The sequence below is a fragment of the Yinghuangia sp. YIM S10712 genome (genome assembly GCF_051388935.1).
GTDB lineage: Bacteria > Actinomycetota > Actinomycetes > Streptomycetales > Streptomycetaceae > Yinghuangia.
This window is the reverse complement of record NZ_JBPKBI010000015.1, coordinates 3,588-25,602: the sequence shown is the minus strand read 5'-3', so window position 1 is coordinate 25,602 and position 22,015 is coordinate 3,588. Positions and strand designations below refer to the sequence as shown.

Sequence of the window (22,015 nt, the reverse complement as noted above, 5' to 3'; positions counted from 1 at the left end):
CCCCCCCCCCCCCCCCCCCCCCCCCCCCCCCCCCCCCCCGTCCCCTGTTTCACGTGAAACATCTGTCGTGCGAAAAACGCCTCCACGAGACGAGGCAACGGGGCCTTGTCAGTCGACCCCTGCCTCAGCAACCGCCACAGGTTCCCGCTCGGAGCGGGTGACGCCTGCCGCAGCGTGCAGGTCCCGCAGCGGAATCGCAGGGCCGTCCGGCAACCACGTGTGCTGATAGCGCGTCTCCGGACGAGGAGCGGTCACCAACCCGCCCACGAAACCGCCGACAACGCCGACGCCGAGGCCGGTCATAACCCATCGCACCGAGCGCATCGGGCCTCCAGAATGGGTGGTCATGCCAGAACGCATGGTAGTCGCCACGTCGCGCGGAGCACGAATGCTGTTGCACGGCTCAGACGGTTGCCACCCCTATGGCCGCAATCACACGGCAGCCCGCCTGTCGATTTCGCATACTCGATGAAGCAAAGCCCCGCATCGCCTCAAGGAGGCCGGTACGTGAACGTCCCGCAGAGCTCCCCCGGATCCCGTCTCGACAATTACGTCGACCGCTACGCCGCACGCACCGCCGGCATGACGGCTTCCGAGGTCCGAGCTCTGTTCGCGGTGGCATCACGGCCCGAGGTCGTCTCACTCGCGGGTGGCATGCCGAACATCAGCGCGCTGCCGCTGGACGCCGTCGGCGACACGGTCGCCCGCCTGGTCGCCGAGCGCGGCACCGTCGCATTGCAGTACGGCTCTGGTCAGGGCGACGAGACACTGCGCAGCCAGATCTGCGAGGTGATGCGGCTCGAAGGCATCGAGGCGCACCCCGACGACATCACCGTGACGGTCGGCTCGCAGCAGGCGCTCGATCTGGTGACCCGCGTGTTCATCGATCCGGGCGACGTCATCCTCGCCGAGGCGCCCAGCTACGTCGGCGCCCTCTCGACCTTCGCCGCCTACCAGGCGAACGTCGTGCACGTCGGGATGGACGACGACGGCCTCATCCCCGAACACCTCGACAACGCGATCACCGCGGTCCGGGAATCGGGCAAGCGAGCCAAGTTCCTGTACACGATCCCCAACTTCCACAACCCCATGGGCGTCTGCCTCGCGTCCGAGCGACGCGCTCGGATCCTGGAGATCTGCCGGCGCCACGACCTCCTGATCGTGGAGGACAATCCGTACGGCCTGCTCGGGTTCGACGGCGAGCCGATGCGGGCGCTGCGGGCGGACGATGCCGACGGGGTCATCTACCTCGGCTCGTTCTCCAAGACATTCGCCCCGGGCCTGCGCGTCGGCTGGGCGGTGGCGCCGCATGCGGTCCGCGAGAAGCTCGTGCTGGCGGCCGAGGCGTCGGTGCTCAGCCCGCCGGTCTTCTCGCAGATGACCGTCTCGGCATATCTGGAGACCCAGCCGTGGAAGGCGCAGATCAAGACCTACCGCGAGATGTACCGCGAGCGGCGCGACGCGATGCTCGACGCCCTGCAAACCCACATGCCGGACGGGACCACTTGGACGCGTCCCGCCGGCGGCTTCTTCGTCTGGGTGACGCTGCCCGGCGGCCTCGACGCCAAGGCGATGCTGCCGCGAGCCGTCACCGCGCGCGTCGCGTATGTTCCGGGCACGGCGTTCTACGCCGACGGGTTCGGGGCATCGTCGATGCGCCTGTCGTTCTGCTACCCGCCGCCCGATCGGATCCGCGAAGGGGTGCGCCGGCTCGCGTCGGTGATCGCCCAGGAGCTGGAGCTGCGGACGATGTTCGGCGCCCCCGCGGGTCGTCCGCTCCCGGGCTCCGCGTCACCCACCACCCAGGCCCCTGGACCGGACCTCGCCTGACACCGCCGTTGCCCTGTCCGTCCGCGATGTTTCACGTGGAACACACATGCCTCCGAACCCCCTTCCGAAAGGACCACGGATGAGCGACCTCGGCCGCGTCGTCGTACTCGCCGGCGGGCTCTCGCACGAGCGCGACGTCTCGCTGCGCTCCGGCCGCCGCATCGCGGACGCGCTACGGGCGACCGACGTGGACGTCGAGGTGCTGGACGTCGACGGGCGCCTACTCGCGAACCTGGCGGCCGATCGGCCGGACGTGGTCTTCCCCGCGCTGCACGGCGCCTACGGCGAGGACGGCGCGGTCCGCGACGTTCTCGACCTCGTCGGGGTTCCCTACGTGGGTTCGGGACCGGACGCGTGTCGGCTCGCCTTCGACAAGCCGATGGCGAAGGCGGCGCTGCGGGCTGCCGGTGTGCGTACGCCGGACTCGGTGGCGCTACCGCAGGACACGTTCCGGGATCTGGGGGCAGCCGCCGTCCTCGATGCGATCGTCGCGCGGCTCGGCCTTCCGCTGTTCGTGAAGCCCACCCGGGGCGGTTCGGCGCTCGGCGCCTCGGTCGCCCGCACAGTCGACGAGCTCTCCTCGTCGATGGTCGGGGCGTTCGCCTACGGCGACGTCGCACTGGTCGAGACCTACCTGGAGGGCACCGAGGTCGCGGTGTCGGTGATCGACACCGGATCCGGTCCCGAGGCGCTGCCGATCGTCGAGATCGTGCCGGACTCCGGCGTATACGACTACACGGCCCGCTACACGGCCGGAACGACGGAGTTCTTCGTCCCCTCCCGGCTCGCCCCGGACGCCGCCGAGAAAGCCGTCCAGGCGGCTCTGACGGCCCATCGGGTCCTGCGGCTGCGTGACGTTTCCCGGACCGACCTCATCGTCGACGCTGACGGCACGCCGTGGTTCCTGGAGGCCAACGTCGCTCCCGGCATGACGGAGACGAGCCTGCTTCCGCAGGCGATCGCTGCGGCCGGGCTCGACGCGGGCGTCCTGTACCGCGAGTTGCTGCACCAGGCCCTGTCACGTTCCACGTGAAACATCGGGCGGGCGCCCGGACCGGCACTGCGCACGCCCGCCCCGCACTAGCTCCGCACAAGCGCCGTACGAACGATCGAGGGCCCGTGGATGTCGTCCGCGGGCCCTCGATCGTTCGTACGCGAATCCGTCCGCTCAGTGCGCCGCGCTCGGTTCCTCCGCGGCAGCCTGCGGCGCAGGAGTCTTGGGTGTGAGCTGGCCGGCGAGGATCTTTCCCTCGCCGGGGGCCATCACTCCGAGGATGCGTTCCAGGTCCTCGATCGAGGCGAACTCGACGACGATCTTGCCCTTCTTCTGCCCCAGGTCGACACTGACGCTCGTCTCGAAGCGGTCCTTGAGCCGGCTCGCCAGGTCGCTGAGTGCGGGGGAGACGCGTTTGCCGGCGCGCAGTCCACTGCGCTGGGGCTTGCGCTTCGCAGGACCGTTGCGCTCCTCGTCGGCCTTGCGGAGGAAGACGATCTCCTCGACCGAACGCACCGACAGTTCTTCGGCGATGATGCGCTTCGCGAGCTCGATCTGCGCATCGGCGTCCTTGAGGCCGAGCAAGGCCCGCGCGTGACCCGCCGACAGCGTGCCCGCCTGGATCTTGGCCTGTACCTCGGGCGGCAGCTTCAGCAAGCGCAGCGTGTTGCTCACCTGCGGCCGGGAACGGCCGATCCGGTCGGCCAGTTGCTCCTGGGTGCACTTGAAGTCGCGGAGCAACTGGTCGTAGGCCGCCGCCTCTTCGATCGCGTCGAGGTCCGACCGGTGGAGGTTTTCCAGCAGCGCGTCGAGGAGCAGCTTGTTGTCCTCGGTGGCCCGCACGATCGCCGGGATCTCGCTGAGCCCGGCCTCCTTGGCGGCACGCAGTCGGCGCTCGCCCATGATGAGCTCGTACGCGTCCGGGCCCGTCTGCCGGACGACGATCGGCTGGAGCAGACCCACTTCCTTGATGGAGTGGACGAGTTCCGCCATCGCATCCTCGGAGAAGACCCCGCGAGGTTGCTGCGGGTTGGGGGCGATCGCGTCGACGGGCAGCTCGGCGAAGAAGGCGCCTTCCGGTGCGGCGGGGGAGTCCGCCGCCGACTCCGCCGCGGCGTCGTCCGAGGCCGATGGATCCGGGATCACCACGGGCCATGACGTCGACGTCGTCGACGACTTCGGCTCGGGAACCGTTGCCGACAGCGCGGCTGCTGCCGCCGCCGGTTCCGCCGGTGGAATCAGCGAGGAGAGTCCTCGGCCCAGCCCCCTGCGACGCTCGTTCACTGCGCCCCCTTCGTTTCTGCGGCGATCCCCCGGAGCGCGATCTCGCGCGCCGCCTCAAGATACGACAAGGCGCCGCTGGATCCCGGATCGTAGGTCATCACCGTCTGCCCGTAGCTGGGCGCTTCGGAGATCCGCACGGATCGCGGGATCGCGGTGTTCAGCACCTCGGCGGCGAAGTGGTCACGTACTTCTTGCGCGACCTGCGCGGCAAGCCGGGTGCGCGCGTCGTACATCGTCAACAGGATGGTGGAGACGTGGAGTTGCGGGTTCAGGTGGCCGCGTACGAGGTCGACGTTGCGCAGCAACTGGCCCAGCCCTTCCAGCGCGTAGTACTCGCACTGGATCGGGATGACGACCTCGCGCCCGGCGACGAGGGCGTTCACGGTCAACAGGCCCAGCGACGGCGGACAGTCGATGACGATGTAATCCAGCGGCTGTTCATACGCTGCAATGGCCCGCTGCAACCGGCTTTCGCGAGCCACCAGGGAGACCAACTCGATCTCGGCGCCTGCCAGATCGATGGTCGCCGGAGCACAGAACAGCCCTTCGACCTCGACGACCGGCTGCACGACCTCGGCGAGGTCCTTGCCCTCGACCAGCACGTCGTAGATCGAGGGGACACTCGCGTGGTGGTCTATCCCCAGCGCCGTGGACGCGTTGCCCTGCGGGTCGAGGTCGACCACGAGGACCCGGGCGCCGTGCAGGGCAAGTGCCGCGGCGAGATTGACCGTGGACGTCGTCTTGCCGACGCCGCCCTTCTGGTTCGCGACGACCATGACGCGGGTCTCGGCGGGTCGGGGCAGGCCCTCGGCTGCCCGACCCATCGTCTCCACGGCTTGGCGGGCCGCACGAGCAATCGGCGTATCGTCCACCAACGCCACTTCGGCTTCCGGCGTGTCCGGTGTTTCACGTGAAACGGCGCCTACGCCGGCGGTGTCGGTTCCGGGACCCCGCGGGCCGGGAACGGGCTCAGCGGGCGCCTCGTGGAATCCCCCGTGCGGCTGAGTCGGCAAGGCGGTTTCGCCTGCCGACCCGCCCTGTCCCGGGGCGGTGACGTCGGACGACAACGGTCCACTCTCCTCTGCTGCCAGGACCCCGGCGGAGCCACGCGCTCCGTCGGCACCCTCAGAGGGTGCCATGCTCGGGGCGGTCTCCGGGCGGGAGGTGGGAACCTGCTGGACCTTCGAAGACTTCGGGACGCCGAGCTGAGCGGCCCGCTTGCGCTTCCACGGCAGTCGTTTCACGTGAAACACGATGCCCGGCGTCATCGCGTGGCTCTCCGCGACACACCGGGCCCCTGTGGCAAATCACTCTGCTCTTGGCGAATCAGGCTTTTCTGCGGGATATACCGCCGCCGCGTCCCTTCCGGGCGGGCCTGCGTCCGCCACCGCGCACGCGAGGAGGAACGACCTCGCCCATACGCACCCGCACAACGGTGGTCAGCGGGTCGACGATGCCTTCGCCGACCTGGACGACCTCCCAGTCCACCGCACCGAGCTTGCGCAGATCCCCTTCGGATTCGCGGAGCTCCCCGGCGGCCGAGTCGCCTTTGAGGGCGAGCATTTCGCCGCCCGAGCGCAGCAACGGCAGACCCCAGCCCGCGAGCCGGGACAACGGGGCGACCGCACGGGCCGTGACGACGTCGGACTCCACACTGCCGCGCACCTCCTCTGCACGCCCGCGGAGCACTTCAACCTGGTCCAGTCCGAGCTCGCGGACGACTTCGTCGAGGAACGTCGTACGGCGCAGCAGAGGCTCAACAAGCGTGATCCGCAGATCGGGGCGCACCAAAGCCAGCGGGATGCCGGGCAGCCCGCCACCTGAGCCGACGTCGTGCACCACGGCACCTTCCGGCACCAGCTCGGCGATCACCCCGCAGTTGAGCAAGTGGCGTTCCCACAACCGCTCGACCTCGCGAGGGCCGATCAGGCCGCGGCGTACCCCGGCGTCGGCAAGGATGTCGGCGTACCGCACCGCAAGGTCCAGGTTCTCGCCGAACAGCCTGCCTGCGGCCTCCGGGGCTTCGGGGGCCTTGTCGACGGCTTCGCGCCCGCTCTTGTGTTCCACGTGAAACATCTTCCCAGGAACGGCCGAGGCCCCGCCTTTCCAGGCGGGGCCGACGGCGAAGGATTCGATGGGCCGGGTCAGGCCGGCAGCACGACGACGCAGCGCTGGGGCTCTTCGCCCTCCGACTCACTGCGCAGGCCGGCCTCGGCGACGGTGTCGTGGACGACCTTGCGCTCGAACGGCGTCATCGGCTTCATCTTGACCGGCTCGCCCGTCTCCTTGACCTGCTCGACGGTGTCGGTGGCCAGTCGTGCGAGGTCCTGGCGTCGCTTGGCCCGGAAGCCTCCGATGTCGAGCATCAGACGGCTGCGCTCGCCGGTCTCCCGATGGACCGCGAGGCGGGTCAGCTCCTGAAGCGCCTCCAGAACCTCCCCGTCGCGGCCCACGAGCCTGGTGAGGTCACCGGCTGCCGCATCGGCCTCCTCACCGGCGATCACCGACACCGAGGCGCGTCCGCCCTCCACATCCATGTCAATGTCGCCGTCGAGGTCGGCGATGTCGAGCAGGGCCTCAAGGTAGTCCGCCGCGATCTCGCCCTCCTGCTCAAGTCGGCTGATGTCCTCCGCGGCCAGCGTGATGCGCCGCGGCGTCGCGGGGGTTTCGACGGCGGGGGTCTTGCCTTCCGTCACAGGAGTGCTCCTTAACGCTTCGTTTGACGCGTCATGACGCTTGACAGTGATCGTGACGCTTCGTATCGCTTCATGACGCTTCGAGGTCTTCCGGGGGCGGAAGGCCGTTCGGACGGGCCGGGACGAGCCCTGGGGCGGCAAAGCGGCCGACCGGTCAGGACTTCTTGCGCCCCTGGTTCTTGCGGCTCTGCGTCTGCTTGCGGGGCTGCGTCTGCTTGCGGGCCGGGCGGCTCTGACCGTTCGCGGTACTGCCGCCACCGCTTGAGGCAGCCGCGTCGCGGCTGCCGGACGGCGTGCCGTTGTTGCCGGACGGCGTGCCGTTGTTGCCCGACGGTGGCGTCCTGGCCGTGGAGCCCTTGACCGTGGGCCGCTGCGCGGGCGATCCCTGTGCGCCACCGCCGCCCTTGCGCTTGGCCTTGGTGGTACGCGTGGGCTGCGTGCGCTTGGCGGCGCGCTCCTTCTCCTCCGCCTGCTTCCGCTCGTACTCGGCAGCGTCGACGACGTCGCCCTCCGGCGTGAGGACCTTGCCCTTCTTCCTGGCCTTCTCGGCCAGGCGCTCCTGACGCGCCTTGAAGGCGATGCTGCCGGGAGTGGGGTTGCGCTGGATGACGTACATCTGCTGGCCCATGGTCCACATGTTCGTGGTCAGCCAGTACAGGAGGACACCGACGGGGAAGTTGATGCCGAAGACGGCGAACATGATCGGGAAGACGTACATCAGGATCTTCTGCTGCTGCGCGAACGGGTTCGCGGCCATCGCAGTGGGATCCGTGTTCTTCACCATCAACTGGCGCTGCGTGATGAACTGCGACGCCGACATCAGCAGGATCATCACGACGGTGACGATGCGGACGGTGGTGAGGTCCGCACCGAGCTTCGCGACCTCGGAGGCCGAGTCCAGGAACTTCGACGCGATCGGGGCGCCGAAGACGTGCGCCTCCCTGGCGCTGTCGACGTCGCTCTGGTTGAGCACACCCACCGTGCGTCCCTGCGACACGCGGTTCAGCACATGGAACAGCGCGAAGAAGAACGGCATCTGCACAAGGATCGGGAGACAGCTCGAAAGCGGGTTGGTACCCGTTTCCTTGTAGAGCTTCATCATCTCCTGGGACTGGCGCTCACGGTCGTCCTTGTAGCGCTTCTGGATCTCCTTGATCTTGGGCTGCAGGATCTGCATGTTCCGGGTGGCCCGGATCTGCTTCACGAACAGCGGGATCAGACAGATCCGGATCACGATCACGAGGCAGACGATGGAAAGACCCCAGGACCACCCGCTGCCCTCGCCGAAAAGCGGGCTGAACAGTGAATGGAACTGGAGGATGATCCAGGAAACGGCGTCGTACAGGGGATTAAGTAGCCCCACGGTCAAGCTCCTCGGGCGATGGTGTGCGTACCGTGCACGTGGTCGGCGTGGTCAGAGGTGCATGCGGTACGGGAGGTCTTCTGCGCCTCGGGGGCTGTCCCGGAGGACCGGAGACGCCATGGGCGGCGGGTACGCGGCGGCACGGGGTCGACGCCGCCTGCGTTCCAGGGGTTGCAGCGCAGAATGCGCCACACGGTCAGGTAGGTGCCCTTGATCGCGCCATGGGTCGAGATCGCCTCGTACCCGTAGCGCGAACAGCTCGGGTAGAACCGGCACACCGGCCCCAGCATCGGACTGATCGTCCACTGGTAGAGCCTGATGAGCCCCATGAGCAGGTACTTCATGGCCTCGCCTTTGGCTGGGCCCCGGTCCGGGCCGCGGTATCACCCGACGGCTTGGATGCCGCGCGTGTCTCCCTGGAACGACCGAGAAGCCGCCCCAGTGCCGCATCGAGGTCGGAAGCCAGTTCGGCGTGATCCGCCTCGGCTGCGGGCGGCAGGGCGCGTACCACGACCAGGCTACCTTCCGGCAGCATGGCGATGCGGTCCCGCACCAGATGCCGCAAGCGGCGCTTGACCCGGTTGCGCGTCACCGCCGGGCCGACGGCCTTGCTCACGACGAAACCCGCACGCGGCGGCAGGGGCTCCCCTGCGGACGGGTGCGGGTCCGTGGCGCTGTGGGCGATGTGGACCACGAGCAGCGGCCGGCCGGCGCGGCGTCCCCGCCGAACCGCGACCGCGAACTCGTCGCGACGCCTCAGCCGGTTGGCGGGAGGGAGCACGGTGGACCGACCCCTCTCCGCACCGGATATCAGGCGGACAGCTCGGCGCGGCCCTTGCGGCGGCGGGCAGCAAGGATGGCGCGGCCGGCGCGCGTCCGCATGCGCAGCCGGAACCCGTGCGTCTTCGCCCGGCGACGGTTGTTCGGCTGGAAGGTGCGCTTGCTCACTCGGGGGCTCCAGGATTGACTCGGAGGCTGGCGGAAGGCCGCCGGCCATCACCGTACGTCCGCAACATGCAGTCTGCTGGTTCGTTTACGGACATGCGGCAGCGGTCGTCGACAATTAGACCGGCTCACGGTACGTACCAATGCCCACTGCGGTCAAATGAGGTACGCACACCCCTCGCGAGCAGGGTGTCCGAGATCTGCCGTCCCCCGCCGCGAGGGCCCTGACCACACGCCTTTCGAGCTGCGAAGACAAGCTATTCACAGCCTGTGGACAACGAGTTGAGCGGGGGCCGGGACGACGACTACCGTGGTGGGTTCTGCTCGCCGACCGACGCCCACCAACTGCCTGCCGCCCCCACCGCGGTGACGCCGTCTTCCGATCGCCGCATCGCCCGATCGCCTCCACGCCCCGATCCAACGCAAGAAAGAGCGTGCAACCGTGGCTGACATCACCAGTGACCTCGCCGCGGTCTGGGCACGGTTTCTGGAACGCCTCGCCACGGACGAAAGCGTCGAGGCGAAGGACAAGGGCTGGCTGCAGCGCACGCAGCCGCTGGCGCTGATCTCGGACACGGTCCTGCTCGCGGCGCCGAACGAATTCGCCAAGCAGGTCTTGGACGGACGGCTGCGGCTCCTGGTGACAGAAACGCTCAGCCAGGGATTCGGACGCGCGATCACCTTCGCGGTCACCGTCGAGCCGGGAGCGGGGGGCGACCAGTCACAGGGGCAGGGCGGGCCAGGCCCAGGACAAGGTCAGGGCCAAGGGCAATACGGCCAGCCGCCACCGCAGCCGTTCCCGCACGAGCGCTACCCACCGGAAGAGCGCTATTCCCAGGAACAGCCGTACCCCCACGAGCCGTACGGCCAGCCGCCCTACCGCCCCGAGCCGTACGCGGTGGACCCCTACGCCCAGGACTACGGCCACGACCGCTTCTCCGGTCCGCGCTACCACCAGGAGCAACGCGACCGCTACGACCAGGGCCAGGGCTACGGAGCGGACCGCTATCCCGGACCGGGCCGGTATCCCCAGGACCCGTACGCGTCGGAGCACCGCTACGGCAGCGACGGCTCGTACCGTCCGAGCCCGTTTCCCACGGACGACTACCGCCCCCAGGACGACCACCGCGCTCCCGGCAGCCACGAGTCCGACCATCCGTCCGGTGCGCTGCCCGCGCAGAAGTCCTCCAGCCCGGAGTTGCCGGGCGGGGCCACCGACGACGACCACGCACCGGGCATGTCGATCGCGGCGGAGGAAGGCACGCTCTTCTCCGGGCGCGACGACCTGATCGCCCCGCGCAACGGATTCGGTGAAGGCGGCTTCTCCGCGTCGCCCGTCCACAGCTTTGTGGACGGTCCGGCGCCGGGCGGCGGCGACAGGTCGGTCCCTCCGCAGGCGCGCCCCGGGCCGAGCCCTGGGCCCGGGCCGGGCCCAGGTGCGGGACCTCGGCCGGGAACGGGGCGGGAAGCCGCCGGCACCGGCCGGGAGCAGGTGCCGTCCGGGAAGGAGAACGAGCCGGCCGCCCGCCTCAACCCCAAGTACCTTTTCGAGACATTCGTCATCGGCTCCAGCAACCGCTTCGCGCACGCCGCCGCCGTCGCGGTCGCCGAGGCACCGGCCAAGGCCTACAACCCTCTCTTCATCTACGGCGAGTCCGGTCTCGGCAAGACACACCTGCTCCATGCCATCGGCCACTACGCGCGCAGCCTGTATCCCGGCACCCGCGTGCGGTACGTGAGCTCCGAGGAGTTCACCAACGAGTTCATCAACTCGATCCGCGACGGCAAGGCCGACGGCTTCCGCCGGCGGTACCGCGATGTGGACGTGCTCCTGGTCGACGACATCCAGTTCCTGGAGACGAAGGAGCAGACGCAGGAGGAGTTCTTCCACACCTTCAACACCCTGCACAACGCGAACAAGCAGATCGTCATCTCGTCGGACCGCCCGCCCAAGCAACTGGTCACGTTGGAGGACCGATTGCGCAACCGGTTCGAGTGGGGCCTGATCACCGACGTCCAGCCGCCCGAGTTGGAGACCCGGATCGCGATCCTGCGCAAGAAGGCGATCCAGGAGGGTCTGAACGCACCGCCGGACGTCCTTGAGTACATCGCGAGCAAGATCTCGCGGAACATCCGCGAGCTGGAGGGGGCCCTGATCCGGGTCACGGCCTTCGCGAGCCTGAACCGGCAGCCGGTCGATCTCCAGCTCACCGAGATCGTGCTGAAGGACCTCATCCCCGACAGCGCGGGCCCGGAGATCACCGCCGGCACGATCATGGCGCACACCGCGTCGTACTTCGGTCTCAGCGTCGAGGATCTGTGCGGTACTTCGCGCAGCCGCGTGCTCGTGACCGCGCGTCAGATCGCGATGTATCTGTGCCGCGAACTGACCGACCTGTCACTTCCCAAGATCGGTGCGCAGTTCGGCGGCAGGGACCACACCACGGTCATGCACGCCGACCGCAAGATCCGCTCGCTGATGGCCGAGCGCCGGTCGATCTACAACCAGGTCACCGAGCTGACCAACCGCATCAAGAGCTGAGCGACCCGTCGCTTCCCGGGGACTTGCCCCCGACCGAATTCGCCGAGCGCTGTCCCCAGGCTGGGGACAGCGCTCGCGTCTTTGCGGCCGCGTTTCCGCAACGCCAAGAGCCCCGACGCCATGCGAACATCTGGTCGGTTGCTATGTGACCTTCATCTCATCATGCCGCAGCTCCCGGGCTTTTCCACCGCCTGCGCCGGAAATCGGCGTCCACACCGTGAGGAACACTGCGTACCACCGCACTTACCCACAGGGGCTGGGTACGCCGAACGAGAACCCGCAGGTCATCCGGTTGGGGATCTGTGCACAAGCACTGTCCACAATCTGTGGACAACCCTTGACCCCGTCGTGTTCCGTTCGGTCGCACGGGAGTTGTCCACCGGTTGTCCACTGCATCGGCGCGGTTTTCCCCAGGTTGTCCACCAGTCTGTCCACAGAACGACCGCCGTCACCCGATTCAGTGATTGGCGGTCTTCGCGGGGTGGGAAAACGCTGGGGACAACCAGCCCCCAAGTTGGGGATTGCATGGGGACAAGTGGGGGTAAGCCTGGGGACGGCCTGTGGAACGGATTCCGTCGTCCACAGCGACAGGGGAGTTGTCCACCGGTTACCCACACCCCTCAGGTGGATAAAAAACGTGGCCTGACCTGCGCATATAACGGTTATCCACGGTATCCACACCCCCTACTACTACGACTACCTAGATAACCCTGGGATTCCTCGGTTAAAGGTGGGGTGGGCGCCGATCTGTGGACCGCGCCGCCTCAAGGGGTGCGAGCGGGCTGTCGGCCCGGTGCGTCAGACTGTGGGCACACATCCAGTGCCAGACATCAGGCAGCGGCAGCAGCAGGAGGCGGTGACCGGTGAAGTTCCGGGTCGAGCGTGACGTTCTGGCGGACGCGGTGGCGTGGACCGCCCGGAGCCTCCCGGCCAGGCCCGCCGTTCCCGTCCTGGCCGGGCTCCTTCTCGAAGCGAACGACGGGACTCTGACCCTGTCGAGCTTCGACTACGAGGTCTCCGCCCGCGTGGGCATCGAGGCCGACATCGAGGACGCGGGCCGCATCCTGGTGTCCGGCCGCCTTCTCGCCGACATCTGCCGCAGCCTGCCGAACCGTCCCGTCGAGGTGTCCACAGACGGTGCAAAGGTCGCGGTGCTGTGCGGCAGCGCGCGGTTCACTCTCCCCACCCTGCCTGTGGAGGACTACCCGTCGCTCCCCGACATGCCCACCGCGGCCGGCTCGGTGGCCGGCGACGTGTTCGCCGCCGCGGTCGCCCAGGTGGCCATCGCCGCAGGACGCGACGACACCCTGCCGATGCTCACCGGCGTGCGCGTCGAGATCGAGGACGACACCGTCACCCTCGCCGCGACCGACCGCTACCGGCTCGCGGTGCGCGAGTTCCTGTGGAAGCCGGAGCAGCCCGGCCTGTCGTCGATCGCACTGGTGCCGGCCAAGACGCTCAACGACACAGCGAAAGCGCTCACCAGCGGTGACAGCGTCCAAATCGCGTTGGCCGGCGAAAAGCTCGGCGAGGGCATGATCGGTTTCGAGGGGTCCGGCCGCCGCACGACCACGCGCCTGCTGGAAGGCGAATTCCCCAAGTACCGCGCGTTGTTCCCCGGAGAGTCGGCGACCGTCGCGACCATCGGCACCGCGCCGTTCGTCGACGCGGTCAAGCGCGTCTCGCTCGTCGCGGAGCGCAACACCCCGGTCCGGCTGACCTTCAGCGACGGGCGCCTGGTGTTGGAGGCCGGTTCCGGTGACGAGGCGCAGGCCTCGGAGGCGCTCGACGCGTCGCTGACCGGCGACGACATCTCGATCGCGTTCAACCCCGCCTTCCTCCTCGACGGCCTGAGCGCGATCGATTCGCCCGTCGCGCAGCTCTCGTTCACCACCTCCACCAAGCCTGCGGTGATGACCGGCAAGCCCGACATGGACGCCGAAGCCACCGACGAATACCGCTACTTGATCATGCCGGTCCGACTCTCCGGCTGAGTCGCCGGGCATGGTGCGGATCGGCCCCACCCGCGCCCGCGGCACCCACGTCGCGGGCCCGGCGGCGTGTGCGGCATGCTTCCGAACCGCGCGGCCCCCGGGCACGACGCCGGCGCACCGGCGTCTGAACGCACCCACAAGGGGCACCAACAGGCAATGCCGTAACCCGTCGGCATCAGGGCAGCGAACGTGAGGAAGCAGGACATGGAGCTCGGACTCGTCGGTCTCGGCAAGATGGGCGGCAACATGCGCGAGCGGATCCGCCGCGCCGGCCATACCGTCGTCGGGTACGACCGCAACCCCGACGTCGCCGATGTGGACAGCCTCAAAGCGCTTGTGGACAGTCTCGCCACCCCGCGCGTCGTGTGGGTCATGGTCCCGGCGGGGGAGCCCACCGCGTCGACCCTCGCCGAACTCGCCGAACTGCTGTCCCCCGGCGACGTCGTCGTCGACGGCGGCAACTCGCGTTGGACAGACGACATCGAGCACGGCAAGACCCTCGGCGACAAGGGCATCGGCTTCGTCGACTGCGGCGTCAGCGGCGGCGTCTGGGGTCTGGAGAACGGCTACGCCCTGATGTGCGGTGGTGCCGCCGAAGACGTCGCGAAGGTCCAGCCGATCTTCGACGCGCTCAAGCCCGAGGGCGATTTCGGCTTCGTGCACGCCGGCAAGATCGGTGCCGGCCACTTCGCCAAGATGGTCCACAACGGCATCGAGTACGCAATGATGCAGGCCTTCGCCGAGGGCTGGGAGTTGCTGGAGGCGTCGGGCGAGGTCACCGACGTACGCGAGGTCTTCAGGAGCTGGCAGGAAGGCACCGTCATTCGTTCGTGGCTGCTCGACCTCGCGGTCCGCGCACTCGACGACGACGAACACCTCACGAAGCTGCGGGGTTATGCACAGGACTCCGGCGAGGGCCGGTGGACTGTGGAAGCCGCGATCGACCTGGCGGTGCCGCTGCCCGCGATCACCGCCTCGCTGTTCGCCCGGTTCGCATCCCGCCAGGACGACTCGCCGTCGATGAAGATGATCGCGGCGCTGCGCAACCAGTTCGGCGGCCACGCGGTGGAAGCCGAGAAGTAGGCAGGAAGCCGTCGCCCACGAGTGGTTCGGGCGGTCCAGGGAATTCCTAGCGAGGGGAGGCCGGCGCACCGCGCGCCGCATCGTCGTCCATGCATGTCGCGCACCTGTCACTCGCCGACTTCCGGTCGTACGCCCGGGCCGAGGTCCCGCTCGACCCGGGCGTCACCGCTTTCGTGGGGCCGAACGGGCAAGGCAAGACGAACCTGGTCGAGGCCATCGGCTATCTCGCCACGCTGGGCAGCCACCGGGTCGCCAACGACGCTCCCCTGGTCCGGCTCGGTGCCGAACGGGCTTATGTGCGCGCCGGCATCGTGCGTGACGGCCGCACCACGCTCGTCGAGTTGGAGATCAACCCGGGGAAGGCCAACCGGGCGCGCATCAACCGCTCTCCGGTGCCCCGGCCGCGCGAACTCCTCGGGTTGCTGCGCACCGTGCTCTTCGCTCCTGAGGACCTGACGCTCGTCAAGGGCGACCCGGGCGAGCGCCGGCGTTTCCTCGACGAGCTGTTGACCGCCCGCGCACCGCGCATGCTGGGCGTGCGGCAGGACTACGAGCGCGTCCTCAAGCAGCGCAACGCGTTGCTGCGCACCGCCGCGATGGCACGCCGCGGGGGCGGGCGCGGCGCGTCCTTGAGCACGTTGGACGTGTGGGATTCGCATCTGGCGGTGGCTGGCGCCGAGTTGACCGGTGCTCGGATCGAACTGTCCACAGCTCTCCAGCCGTTGGTGGACAAGGCGTACGACGCGCTGTCGTCGGGCGGCGGGCCCACACATCTCGGGTACCGCAGTTCGGCTGCCGAGGAGGAACCGCTGACCGCGGACCGCCGCGCGATTCACGACATGCTCATGGCCGCAATCGCCCGGCAGCGCCCCCAGGAGATCGAGCGCGGCGTGACGTTGGTCGGGCCGCACCGCGACGACCTCGTGCTCAAACTCGGCCCGCTGCCCGCGAAGGGCTATGCCAGCCACGGCGAATCGTGGTCGTACGCGCTCGCGTTGCGGCTGGCTTCGTACGACCTGCTGCGTGCCGACGGCGGTGAGCCGGTGCTGATCCTCGACGACGTCTTCGCCGAGCTCGACACCCACCGCCGCGAACGCCTGGCCGAACTCGTCGCGCCCGGCGAGCAGGTGCTCGTCACCGCCGCCGTCCCCGAGGACGTGCCGGGCGCCCTCGAAGGCGCCCGTTACACCGTCGCCGCCGGCGAGGTCCGGAGGACGCCATGACACCCGAGCCTCCGACGGCTCCCGACGTCCCCGGCGCCCGGGTTCCGCGCCGGCAGGGACAGCCGCAGACGGCCTCCGCCGCCGCCGAGTTGCCGACCGGCGAAATCCCGGGTGCCGACGGCAGGAAGGGTGTCGACCTGGCCCGTGCCGCGCTCCTTCAGGCGCGCGCGCAGGCCCGCAACCGCTACGAGAAGCAAAAGGAGCGCCGCGACGGCCGCCGAGGTCTGCGGCGCAGCGGCTCGGGCCCCGACGATCGCGATCCCCAGCCGCTGCGCCGGGTCATGGGCCGGATGATCGCCGAGCGCGGCTGGCAGACCCCGGCCGCGGTGCACGGTGTGATCGGCCGCTGGACCGAGATCGTGGGCCCGGGGATCGCGGCGCACTGCGTGCCCGAGCGTTTCGAGGACGGACGCCTGGTCGTCCGCACCGACTCGGACAACTATGCGACGCACGTGCGGTGGCTGGCCCCGCGGCTCCTCGCCCGCATCAACCAGGAACTGGGCGACGGCACCGTGACGTTCATCGAGGTGCGCGGTCCGGCGGGCGCGAGCCGCCGGGGCCGGTGGAGCGCCGGGCCGTGAGTGCGCCGGCGCCCGCGTACCGGCCCTTCGGTCAGGGCCGTGCACAGGTCTGTGGACGGCCACAGCGCGTCGGCGGCCCCCTTGACAGGGACGAGGAGGGGCCTCGGCGCCGGACGCGTGGGAGCCGACTGTCGCACCCGCCTGACAGGCTGTCATGGTCGCGGCACCCCGAGGCGCGCCAGCGGCCATGAGAGCCCCGAGAGACCCCCGCGCCCATGGGGGGACTTGCGGAAAGGTCTTTCAGTCCGCCACAAGCGAACTCAGGCCCCTTGGTAACCGGTCTTTGTGTCTCCGGGACCGGTAGACTATTGGAGCAACACCGCTTCGGCGGATTCCAGTGTCGACTTCCGCGGCTCCGTGCCCGGGGTGACCACGGCCCGGCCCAGTGCCGGGCCTCGCGGTCCCTCCGACCGTGCTCCCAGGGCACGGAGCCGTGCTGTGCCAGAAAGGGCGCTCGTGGCCGACCCCGGCAACCCCAAGGAGAATCACGTGGCCGTGCCTTCCGGCAACGGGGCGGCGCCCGCACCGAACAGCGCAACGTACGACGCCAGCTCCATCCAGGTCCTTGAGGGCTTGGAGGCGGTGCGCAAGCGTCCGGGCATGTACATCGGCTCGACCGGAGAGCGTGGCCTCCACCACCTCGTGTACGAGGTTGTGGACAACGCGGTGGACGAGGCCCTGGCCGGCCACAACGACCGCATCGAGATCACGCTGCTGCCGGACGGCGGGGTGAGCGTGCTCGACTTCGGCCGCGGCATCCCGGTCGGCATGCACCCCGTCGAGAAGCGGCCGGCCGTCGAGGTGGTGCTGACCGTGCTGCACGCGGGCGGCAAGTTCGGCGGCGGCGGCTACGCCGTGTCCGGTGGTCTGCACGGCGTGGGCGTCTCGGTCGTCAACGCGCTCTCCACGCGCCTGGCGGTGGAGATCAAGACGGACGGCCACCGCTGGACGCAGGAGTACAAGAACGGCGTCCCGTTGGAGCCGCTGGCCCGTCACGAGGAGACGGCCGAAACGGGCACGCGCGTCACGTTCTGGGCCGACGCGGAGATCTTCGAGTCGACGGTCTACTCGTTCGAGACCCTGTCGCGGCGCTTCCAGGAGATGGCGTTCCTCAACAAGGGCCTGACCATTGTCCTGACAGACCGGCGTCCGGACCACCTCGACCCCGAGGAGACCGAGCGGTCGATCACGTACCACTACGAAGGCGGCATCTCCGACTTCGTGACGTACCTGAACTCGCGCAAGGGCGAGCCGATCCACAAGTCGGTGATCGACTTCGAGACCGAGGACCCGAGCCGCAAGATCTCCGCCGAGATCGCGATGCAGTGGAACTCGCAGTACACCGAGGGTGTCTACAGCTTCGCCAACACGATCCACACGCACGGCGGCGGCACCCACGAAGAGGGCTTCCGGGCCGCGCTGACCTCCCTGGTCAACCGGTACGCGCGCGACAAGAAGCTGCTGAAGGACAAGGACGACAACCTCACGGGTGAGGACATCCGCGAGGGGCTGACCGCGATCATCTCGGTCAAGCTGGCCGATCCGCAGTTCGAGGGTCAGACCAAGGACAAGCTCGGCAACACCGAGGCCAAGACCTTCGTGCAGAAGGTCACCAACGAACACCTCGCGGACTGGTTCGACCGCAACCCCAACGAGGCCGCCGACATCGTCCGCAAGGCGATCCAGGCTGCCACCGCCCGCGTCGCGGCCCGCAAGGTACGCGATCTGACGCGGCGCAAGGGCCTTCTGGAGACCGCCTCGCTGCCGGGCAAGCTGTCCGACTGCCAGAGCAACGACCCGACGAAGTGCGAGATCTTCATCGTCGAGGGCGACTCGGCCGGCGGTTCGGCCAAGTCCGGGCGCAACCCGATGTACCAGGCGATCCTGCCGATCCGAGGCAAGATCCTGAACGTCGAGAAGGCCCGGATCGACCGCGTCCTGCAGAACACCGAAGTGCAGGCGCTGATCTCGGCGTTCGGCACCGGCATCCACGACGACTTCGACATCGAGAAGCTGCGCTACCACAAGATCGTGCTGATGGCCGACGCCGATGTCGACGGCCAGCACATTCGCACGCTGCTGCTCACGCTCCTCTTCCGCTTCATGCGCCCGCTGGTCGAGGCGGGGCACGTCTACCTCGCCCAGCCCCCCCTCTACAAGATCAAGTGGGGCAAGGACGACGTCCAGTACGCGTATTCCGACCGCGAGCGCGACGCCCTCCTCCAGATGGGCCGCGAGGCCGGCCGCAAGCTGCCCAAGGACGACGCGATCCAGCGCTTCAAGGGTCTGGGCGAGATGAACGCCGAGGAGCTCCGGGTCACCACGATGGACTCCGAGCACCGCGTGCTGCTCCAAGTCACCCTCGAAGACGCCGCACGGGCCGACGACCTGTTCTCGATCCTCATGGGCGAGGACGTCGAAGCCCGCCGCTCGTTCATCCAGCGCAACGCCAAGGACGTGCGTTTCCTGGACATCTGACGGGTTTTCAGGGCGTCCGGCCCGCAATTTGCGCGGGCGTGCAACCGGCCCACCCCTCCATCCGTCTGACGCCTCGACAGGTCACGCGGCGTACCCCAACTTGACACCCGAACGCGGTACGCCGCAGTGCGAAAGGAACCGGACCAGCGATGGTCGACGCGACCCCCCCTCCCACGACCGACCGCATCGAGGAGGTCGAGCTCGAAACCGAGATGCAGCGCTCGTACCTCGACTACGCGATGAGCGTGATCGTCGGACGTGCGCTCCCCGAGGTTCGGGACGGCCTCAAGCCGGTCCACCGCCGTGTGCTGTACGCGATGTACGACGGCGGCTACCGGCCCGAGCGGGGCTACTACAAGTGCGCCCGCGTCGTCGGTGACGTGATGGGCTCGTACCACCCGCACGGTGACACGTCGATCTACGACACCGTGGTCCGGCTCGCGCAGCCGTGGTCGATGCGCATGCCGCTGGTCGACGGCAACGGCAACTTCGGCTCGCCGGGCAACGACCCCGCGGCGGCGATGCGCTACACCGAGTGCCGCATGGCTCCGCTGGCCATGGAGATGATGCGGGACATCGACGAGGAAACCGTCGATTTCGGCCCCAACTACGACGGGCGCCAGCAGGAGCCGGAGATCCTGCCGTCCCGGTTCCCGAACCTCCTCGTCAACGGGTCGGCGGGCATCGCGGTCGGCATGGCGACCAACATCCCCCCGCACAACCTGCGCGAGGTCGCCTCGGGCGTCCAGTGGTACCTGGACAACTACGAGGCGTCGCACGAAGAGCTCCTCGAAGCCCTCATCGAGCGGATCAAGGGCCCGGACTTCCCGACCGGCGCACTGATCGTCGGCCGCCGCGGCATCGAGGACGCGTACCGGACCGGGCGCGGCTCGATCACCATGCGCGCGGTCGTCGAGGTCGAGGAGATCAACAACCGGCAGTGCCTGGTCGTGACGGAACTCCCGTACCAGGTCAACCCCGACAACCTCGCCCTCAAGATCGCCGAGCTGGTCAAGGACGGCCGCATCCAGGGCATCGCCGACGTGCGCGACGAGACCAGTTCGCGCACCGGCCAGCGCCTGGTCATCGTGCTCAAGCGCGACGCGGTCGCCAAGGTCGTGCTCAACAACCTGTACAAGCACACGCAGCTTCAGGACACCTTCGGCGCGAACATGCTCGCGCTGGTCGACGGCGTCCCGCGCACGCTCTCGCTCGACGCGTTCGTCCGCTACTGGGTCGAGCACCAGATCGAGGTCATCGTCCGGCGCACGCGCTTCCGGCTGCGCAAGGCCCAGGAGCGCGCGCACATCCTCGTCGCGCTGCTCAAGGCGCTCGACGCGATCGACGAGGTCATCGCGCTGATCCGGGCGTCCGCGACGGTCGAGGTCGCCCGGAACGGCCTGATGGGCCTCCTGGAGATCGACGAGATCCAGGCCAACGCGATCCTCGAAATGCAGCTTCGCCGCCTCGCGGCCCTGGAGCGGCAGAAGATCACCGCCGAGTACGACGAACTGATGGCGAAGATCGCCGAGTACCACGCGATCCTCGCGTCGCCCGAGCGGCAGCGGCAGATCGTCAGCGAGGAACTGGCCCAGATCGTCGACAAGTACGGCGACGACCGGCGCAGCCACCTGGTGCCCTTCGACGGCGACATGTCCATCGAGGACCTCATCGCCGAAGAGGACATCGTCGTCACCATCACCCGCGGCGGCTACGTCAAGCGCACCCGCACCGACCTCTACCGCTCGCAGAAGCGCGGCGGCAAGGGGGTGCGAGGCGCGCAACTGAAGCAGGACGACATCGTCGACCACTTCTTCGTGACCACGACGCACCACTGGATCCTGTTCTTCACCAACAAGGGCCGCGTCTACCGCGCGAAGGCCTACGAGCTGCCCGACACCGGCCGCGACGCCCGCGGTCAGCACGTCGCCAACCTGCTCGCGTTCCTGCCGGACGAGAAGATCGCGCAGGTGCTCGCAGTGCGCGACTACGAGGTGGCGCCGTACCTCGTGCTCGCCACGAAGGCCGGCCTGGTCAAGAAGACCGTGCTCAAGGAGTACGACACCAACCGCAGCGCCGGCGTCATCGCGATCAACCTGCGCGCCGACGAGGAGGGCATCGACGACGAACTCATCGCCGCCGAGCTGGTGTCCGCCGAGGACGACCTGCTGCTGGTGAGCCGCAAGGCGCAGTCGATCCGCTTCACCGCGACCGACGACGCCCTGCGGCCGATGGGCCGGGCGACGTCCGGTGTGAAGGGCATGAGCTTCCGCGAGGGCGACGAGCTGCTGTCGATGAGCGTGGTACGCGAGGGCACGTTCGTCTTCACCGCCACGGACGGCGGATACGCCAAACGGACCAGCGTCGACGAGTACCGTGTGCAGGGCCGCGGAGGCCTCGGCATCAAAGCAGCGAAGATCGTCGAGGACCGCGGATCGCTGGTCGGTGCCCTCGTGGTGGACGTAACCGACGAAATCCTCGCGATCACTCTCGGCGGCGGTGTGATCCGCACCCGTGTTTCCGAGGTTCGCGACACCGGGCGTGACACGATGGGCGTGCAACTGATCAACCTGGGTAAGGGCGATGCGGTCGTGGGCATCGCACGGAACGCCGAGCCGGAGCCCGAGGGCGATCTGGAAGGCGACCCGGAGACCGAGGGCGCGGACGCGCCCGCCGGGCAGGAGGGTGACGTGTGAGCGAGCCAGCCACGGAACCGGGCTGCGTATTTCGCGAACGCGACGCCGCGCATAGCGAGGAGCTGGCGTGAGTACAGACCGGACGTCGGCGGGCGGACGAAGCCGCCACACCGATCGGGGCCGGCCAAGCGGTCAAACCGAGCCCGTCCCAGGCTCGGTGAACCCGGGTGCGGTACCGCCGCGTCCGGTTGCCCCTCCCCCGCCGCCGCCCGCCCCGCCGCCCGGGCCCACGGCCGCGCCTGCCGGGGCCGCCCCGGCAGGCGCACGCAGCGCGGCGCGGGGATCGGGTGGTACGCGCGGACGCGC

General features: G+C 68.9%; 18 protein-coding genes. 9 read left to right on the top strand and 9 right to left on the bottom strand.

Annotated features, from left to right (window positions below; genetic code table 11):
- Nucleotides 1–108: 108 nt before the first annotated feature.
- Nucleotides 109–348 (bottom strand): hypothetical protein, encoded by a 240-nt coding sequence (locus tag ACRX5W_RS25130; protein WP_436790571.1) that lies wholly within the window; start codon nt 346–348, stop codon nt 109–111.
- Between the two features lie 159 nt (nt 349–507).
- Between ACRX5W_RS25130 and ACRX5W_RS25125 the strand changes: the two genes are divergently transcribed.
- Both ACRX5W_RS25125 and ACRX5W_RS25120 read left to right on the top strand, forming a co-directional pair.
- Nucleotides 508–1,830 (top strand): PLP-dependent aminotransferase family protein, encoded by a 1,323-nt coding sequence (locus tag ACRX5W_RS25125; protein ID WP_436790570.1) that lies wholly within the window; start codon nt 508–510, stop codon nt 1,828–1,830.
- 79 nt (nt 1,831–1,909) lie between these two features.
- On the top strand, nt 1,910–2,863 hold the full coding sequence (locus ACRX5W_RS25120; RefSeq protein WP_436790569.1) for a D-alanine--D-alanine ligase family protein: 954 nt from the start codon (nt 1,910–1,912) through the stop codon (nt 2,861–2,863).
- Between the two features lie 135 nt (nt 2,864–2,998).
- On the opposite strand, the gene ACRX5W_RS25115 is transcribed toward ACRX5W_RS25120, so the two are convergent.
- The 8 genes from ACRX5W_RS25115 to rpmH all read right to left on the bottom strand — a co-directional run bounded on the left by ACRX5W_RS25115 (nt 2,999) and on the right by rpmH (nt 9,115).
- On the bottom strand, nt 2,999–4,108 hold the full coding sequence (locus tag ACRX5W_RS25115; RefSeq protein ID WP_436790568.1) for a ParB/RepB/Spo0J family partition protein: 1,110 nt from the start codon (nt 4,106–4,108) through the stop codon (nt 2,999–3,001).
- Nucleotides 4,105–5,121, bottom strand: coding sequence for a ParA family protein (locus ACRX5W_RS25110; RefSeq protein WP_436790681.1), 1,017 nt, complete (start codon nt 5,119–5,121; stop codon nt 4,105–4,107). Before ACRX5W_RS25110 ends, ACRX5W_RS25115 begins: the two co-directional genes overlap by 4 nt.
- A 313-nt stretch (nt 5,122–5,434) precedes the next feature.
- Nucleotides 5,435–6,184, bottom strand: a complete 750-nt coding sequence (gene rsmG, locus ACRX5W_RS25105) for a 16S rRNA (guanine(527)-N(7))-methyltransferase RsmG (protein ID WP_436790567.1) — start codon at nt 6,182–6,184, stop codon at nt 5,435–5,437.
- Between the two features lie 68 nt (nt 6,185–6,252).
- Nucleotides 6,253–6,804 carry a protein jag gene (locus ACRX5W_RS25100; RefSeq protein WP_436790566.1) on the bottom strand — a complete coding sequence of 184 codons (552 nt, stop codon included), beginning with the start codon at nt 6,802–6,804 and terminating at the stop codon, nt 6,253–6,255.
- A 154-nt stretch (nt 6,805–6,958) separates the two neighbouring features.
- Entirely contained in the window at nt 6,959–8,167 is a 1,209-nt protein-coding gene (gene yidC / locus ACRX5W_RS25095) for a membrane protein insertase YidC (RefSeq protein ID WP_436790565.1), read from the bottom strand.
- A gap of 2 nt (nt 8,168–8,169) precedes the next feature.
- Nucleotides 8,170–8,511, bottom strand: a complete 342-nt coding sequence (gene yidD, locus ACRX5W_RS25090; RefSeq protein ID WP_436790564.1) for a membrane protein insertion efficiency factor YidD — start codon at nt 8,509–8,511, stop codon at nt 8,170–8,172.
- On the bottom strand, nt 8,508–8,948 hold the full coding sequence (rnpA, locus tag ACRX5W_RS25085; RefSeq protein WP_436790563.1) for a ribonuclease P protein component: 441 nt from the start codon (nt 8,946–8,948) through the stop codon (nt 8,508–8,510). Before rnpA ends, yidD begins: the two co-directional genes overlap by 4 nt.
- A 29-nt stretch (nt 8,949–8,977) precedes the next feature.
- The gene (gene rpmH / locus ACRX5W_RS25080; protein WP_010849920.1) at nt 8,978–9,115 is read right to left on the bottom strand and encodes a 50S ribosomal protein L34; all 138 of its coding nucleotides are present in this window, start codon (nt 9,113–9,115) and stop codon (nt 8,978–8,980) included.
- Nucleotides 9,116–9,554: 439 nt separating this feature from the next.
- Between rpmH and dnaA the strand changes: the two genes are divergently transcribed.
- The 7 genes from dnaA to gyrA all read left to right on the top strand — a co-directional run bounded on the left by dnaA (nt 9,555) and on the right by gyrA (nt 21,709).
- Complete coding sequence (gene dnaA, locus ACRX5W_RS25075; protein WP_436790562.1) at nt 9,555–11,654, top strand: chromosomal replication initiator protein DnaA; 2,100 nt, start codon at nt 9,555–9,557, stop codon at nt 11,652–11,654.
- Between the two features lie 863 nt (nt 11,655–12,517).
- Entirely contained in the window at nt 12,518–13,648 is a 1,131-nt protein-coding gene (gene dnaN, locus ACRX5W_RS25070; RefSeq protein WP_436790561.1) for a DNA polymerase III subunit beta, read from the top strand.
- Nucleotides 13,649–13,852: 204 nt separating this feature from the next.
- The gene (gene gnd / locus ACRX5W_RS25065; RefSeq protein ID WP_436790560.1) at nt 13,853–14,731 is read left to right on the top strand and encodes a phosphogluconate dehydrogenase (NAD(+)-dependent, decarboxylating); all 879 of its coding nucleotides are present in this window, start codon (nt 13,853–13,855) and stop codon (nt 14,729–14,731) included.
- A gap of 89 nt (nt 14,732–14,820) precedes the next feature.
- Nucleotides 14,821–15,954, top strand: coding sequence for a DNA replication/repair protein RecF (recF, locus tag ACRX5W_RS25060; RefSeq protein ID WP_436790559.1), 1,134 nt, complete (start codon nt 14,821–14,823; stop codon nt 15,952–15,954).
- Nucleotides 15,951–16,535, top strand: a complete 585-nt coding sequence (locus tag ACRX5W_RS25055; protein WP_436790558.1) for a DUF721 domain-containing protein — start codon at nt 15,951–15,953, stop codon at nt 16,533–16,535. Before recF ends, ACRX5W_RS25055 begins: the two co-directional genes overlap by 4 nt.
- A gap of 456 nt (nt 16,536–16,991) precedes the next feature.
- Nucleotides 16,992–19,013, top strand: a complete 2,022-nt coding sequence (gene gyrB, locus ACRX5W_RS25050; RefSeq protein ID WP_436790680.1) for a DNA topoisomerase (ATP-hydrolyzing) subunit B — start codon at nt 16,992–16,994, stop codon at nt 19,011–19,013.
- A 149-nt stretch (nt 19,014–19,162) separates the two neighbouring features.
- Complete coding sequence (gyrA, locus tag ACRX5W_RS25045) at nt 19,163–21,709, top strand: DNA gyrase subunit A (protein WP_436790557.1); 2,547 nt, start codon at nt 19,163–19,165, stop codon at nt 21,707–21,709.
- The last annotated feature ends 306 nt before the right edge of the window (nt 21,710–22,015 follow it).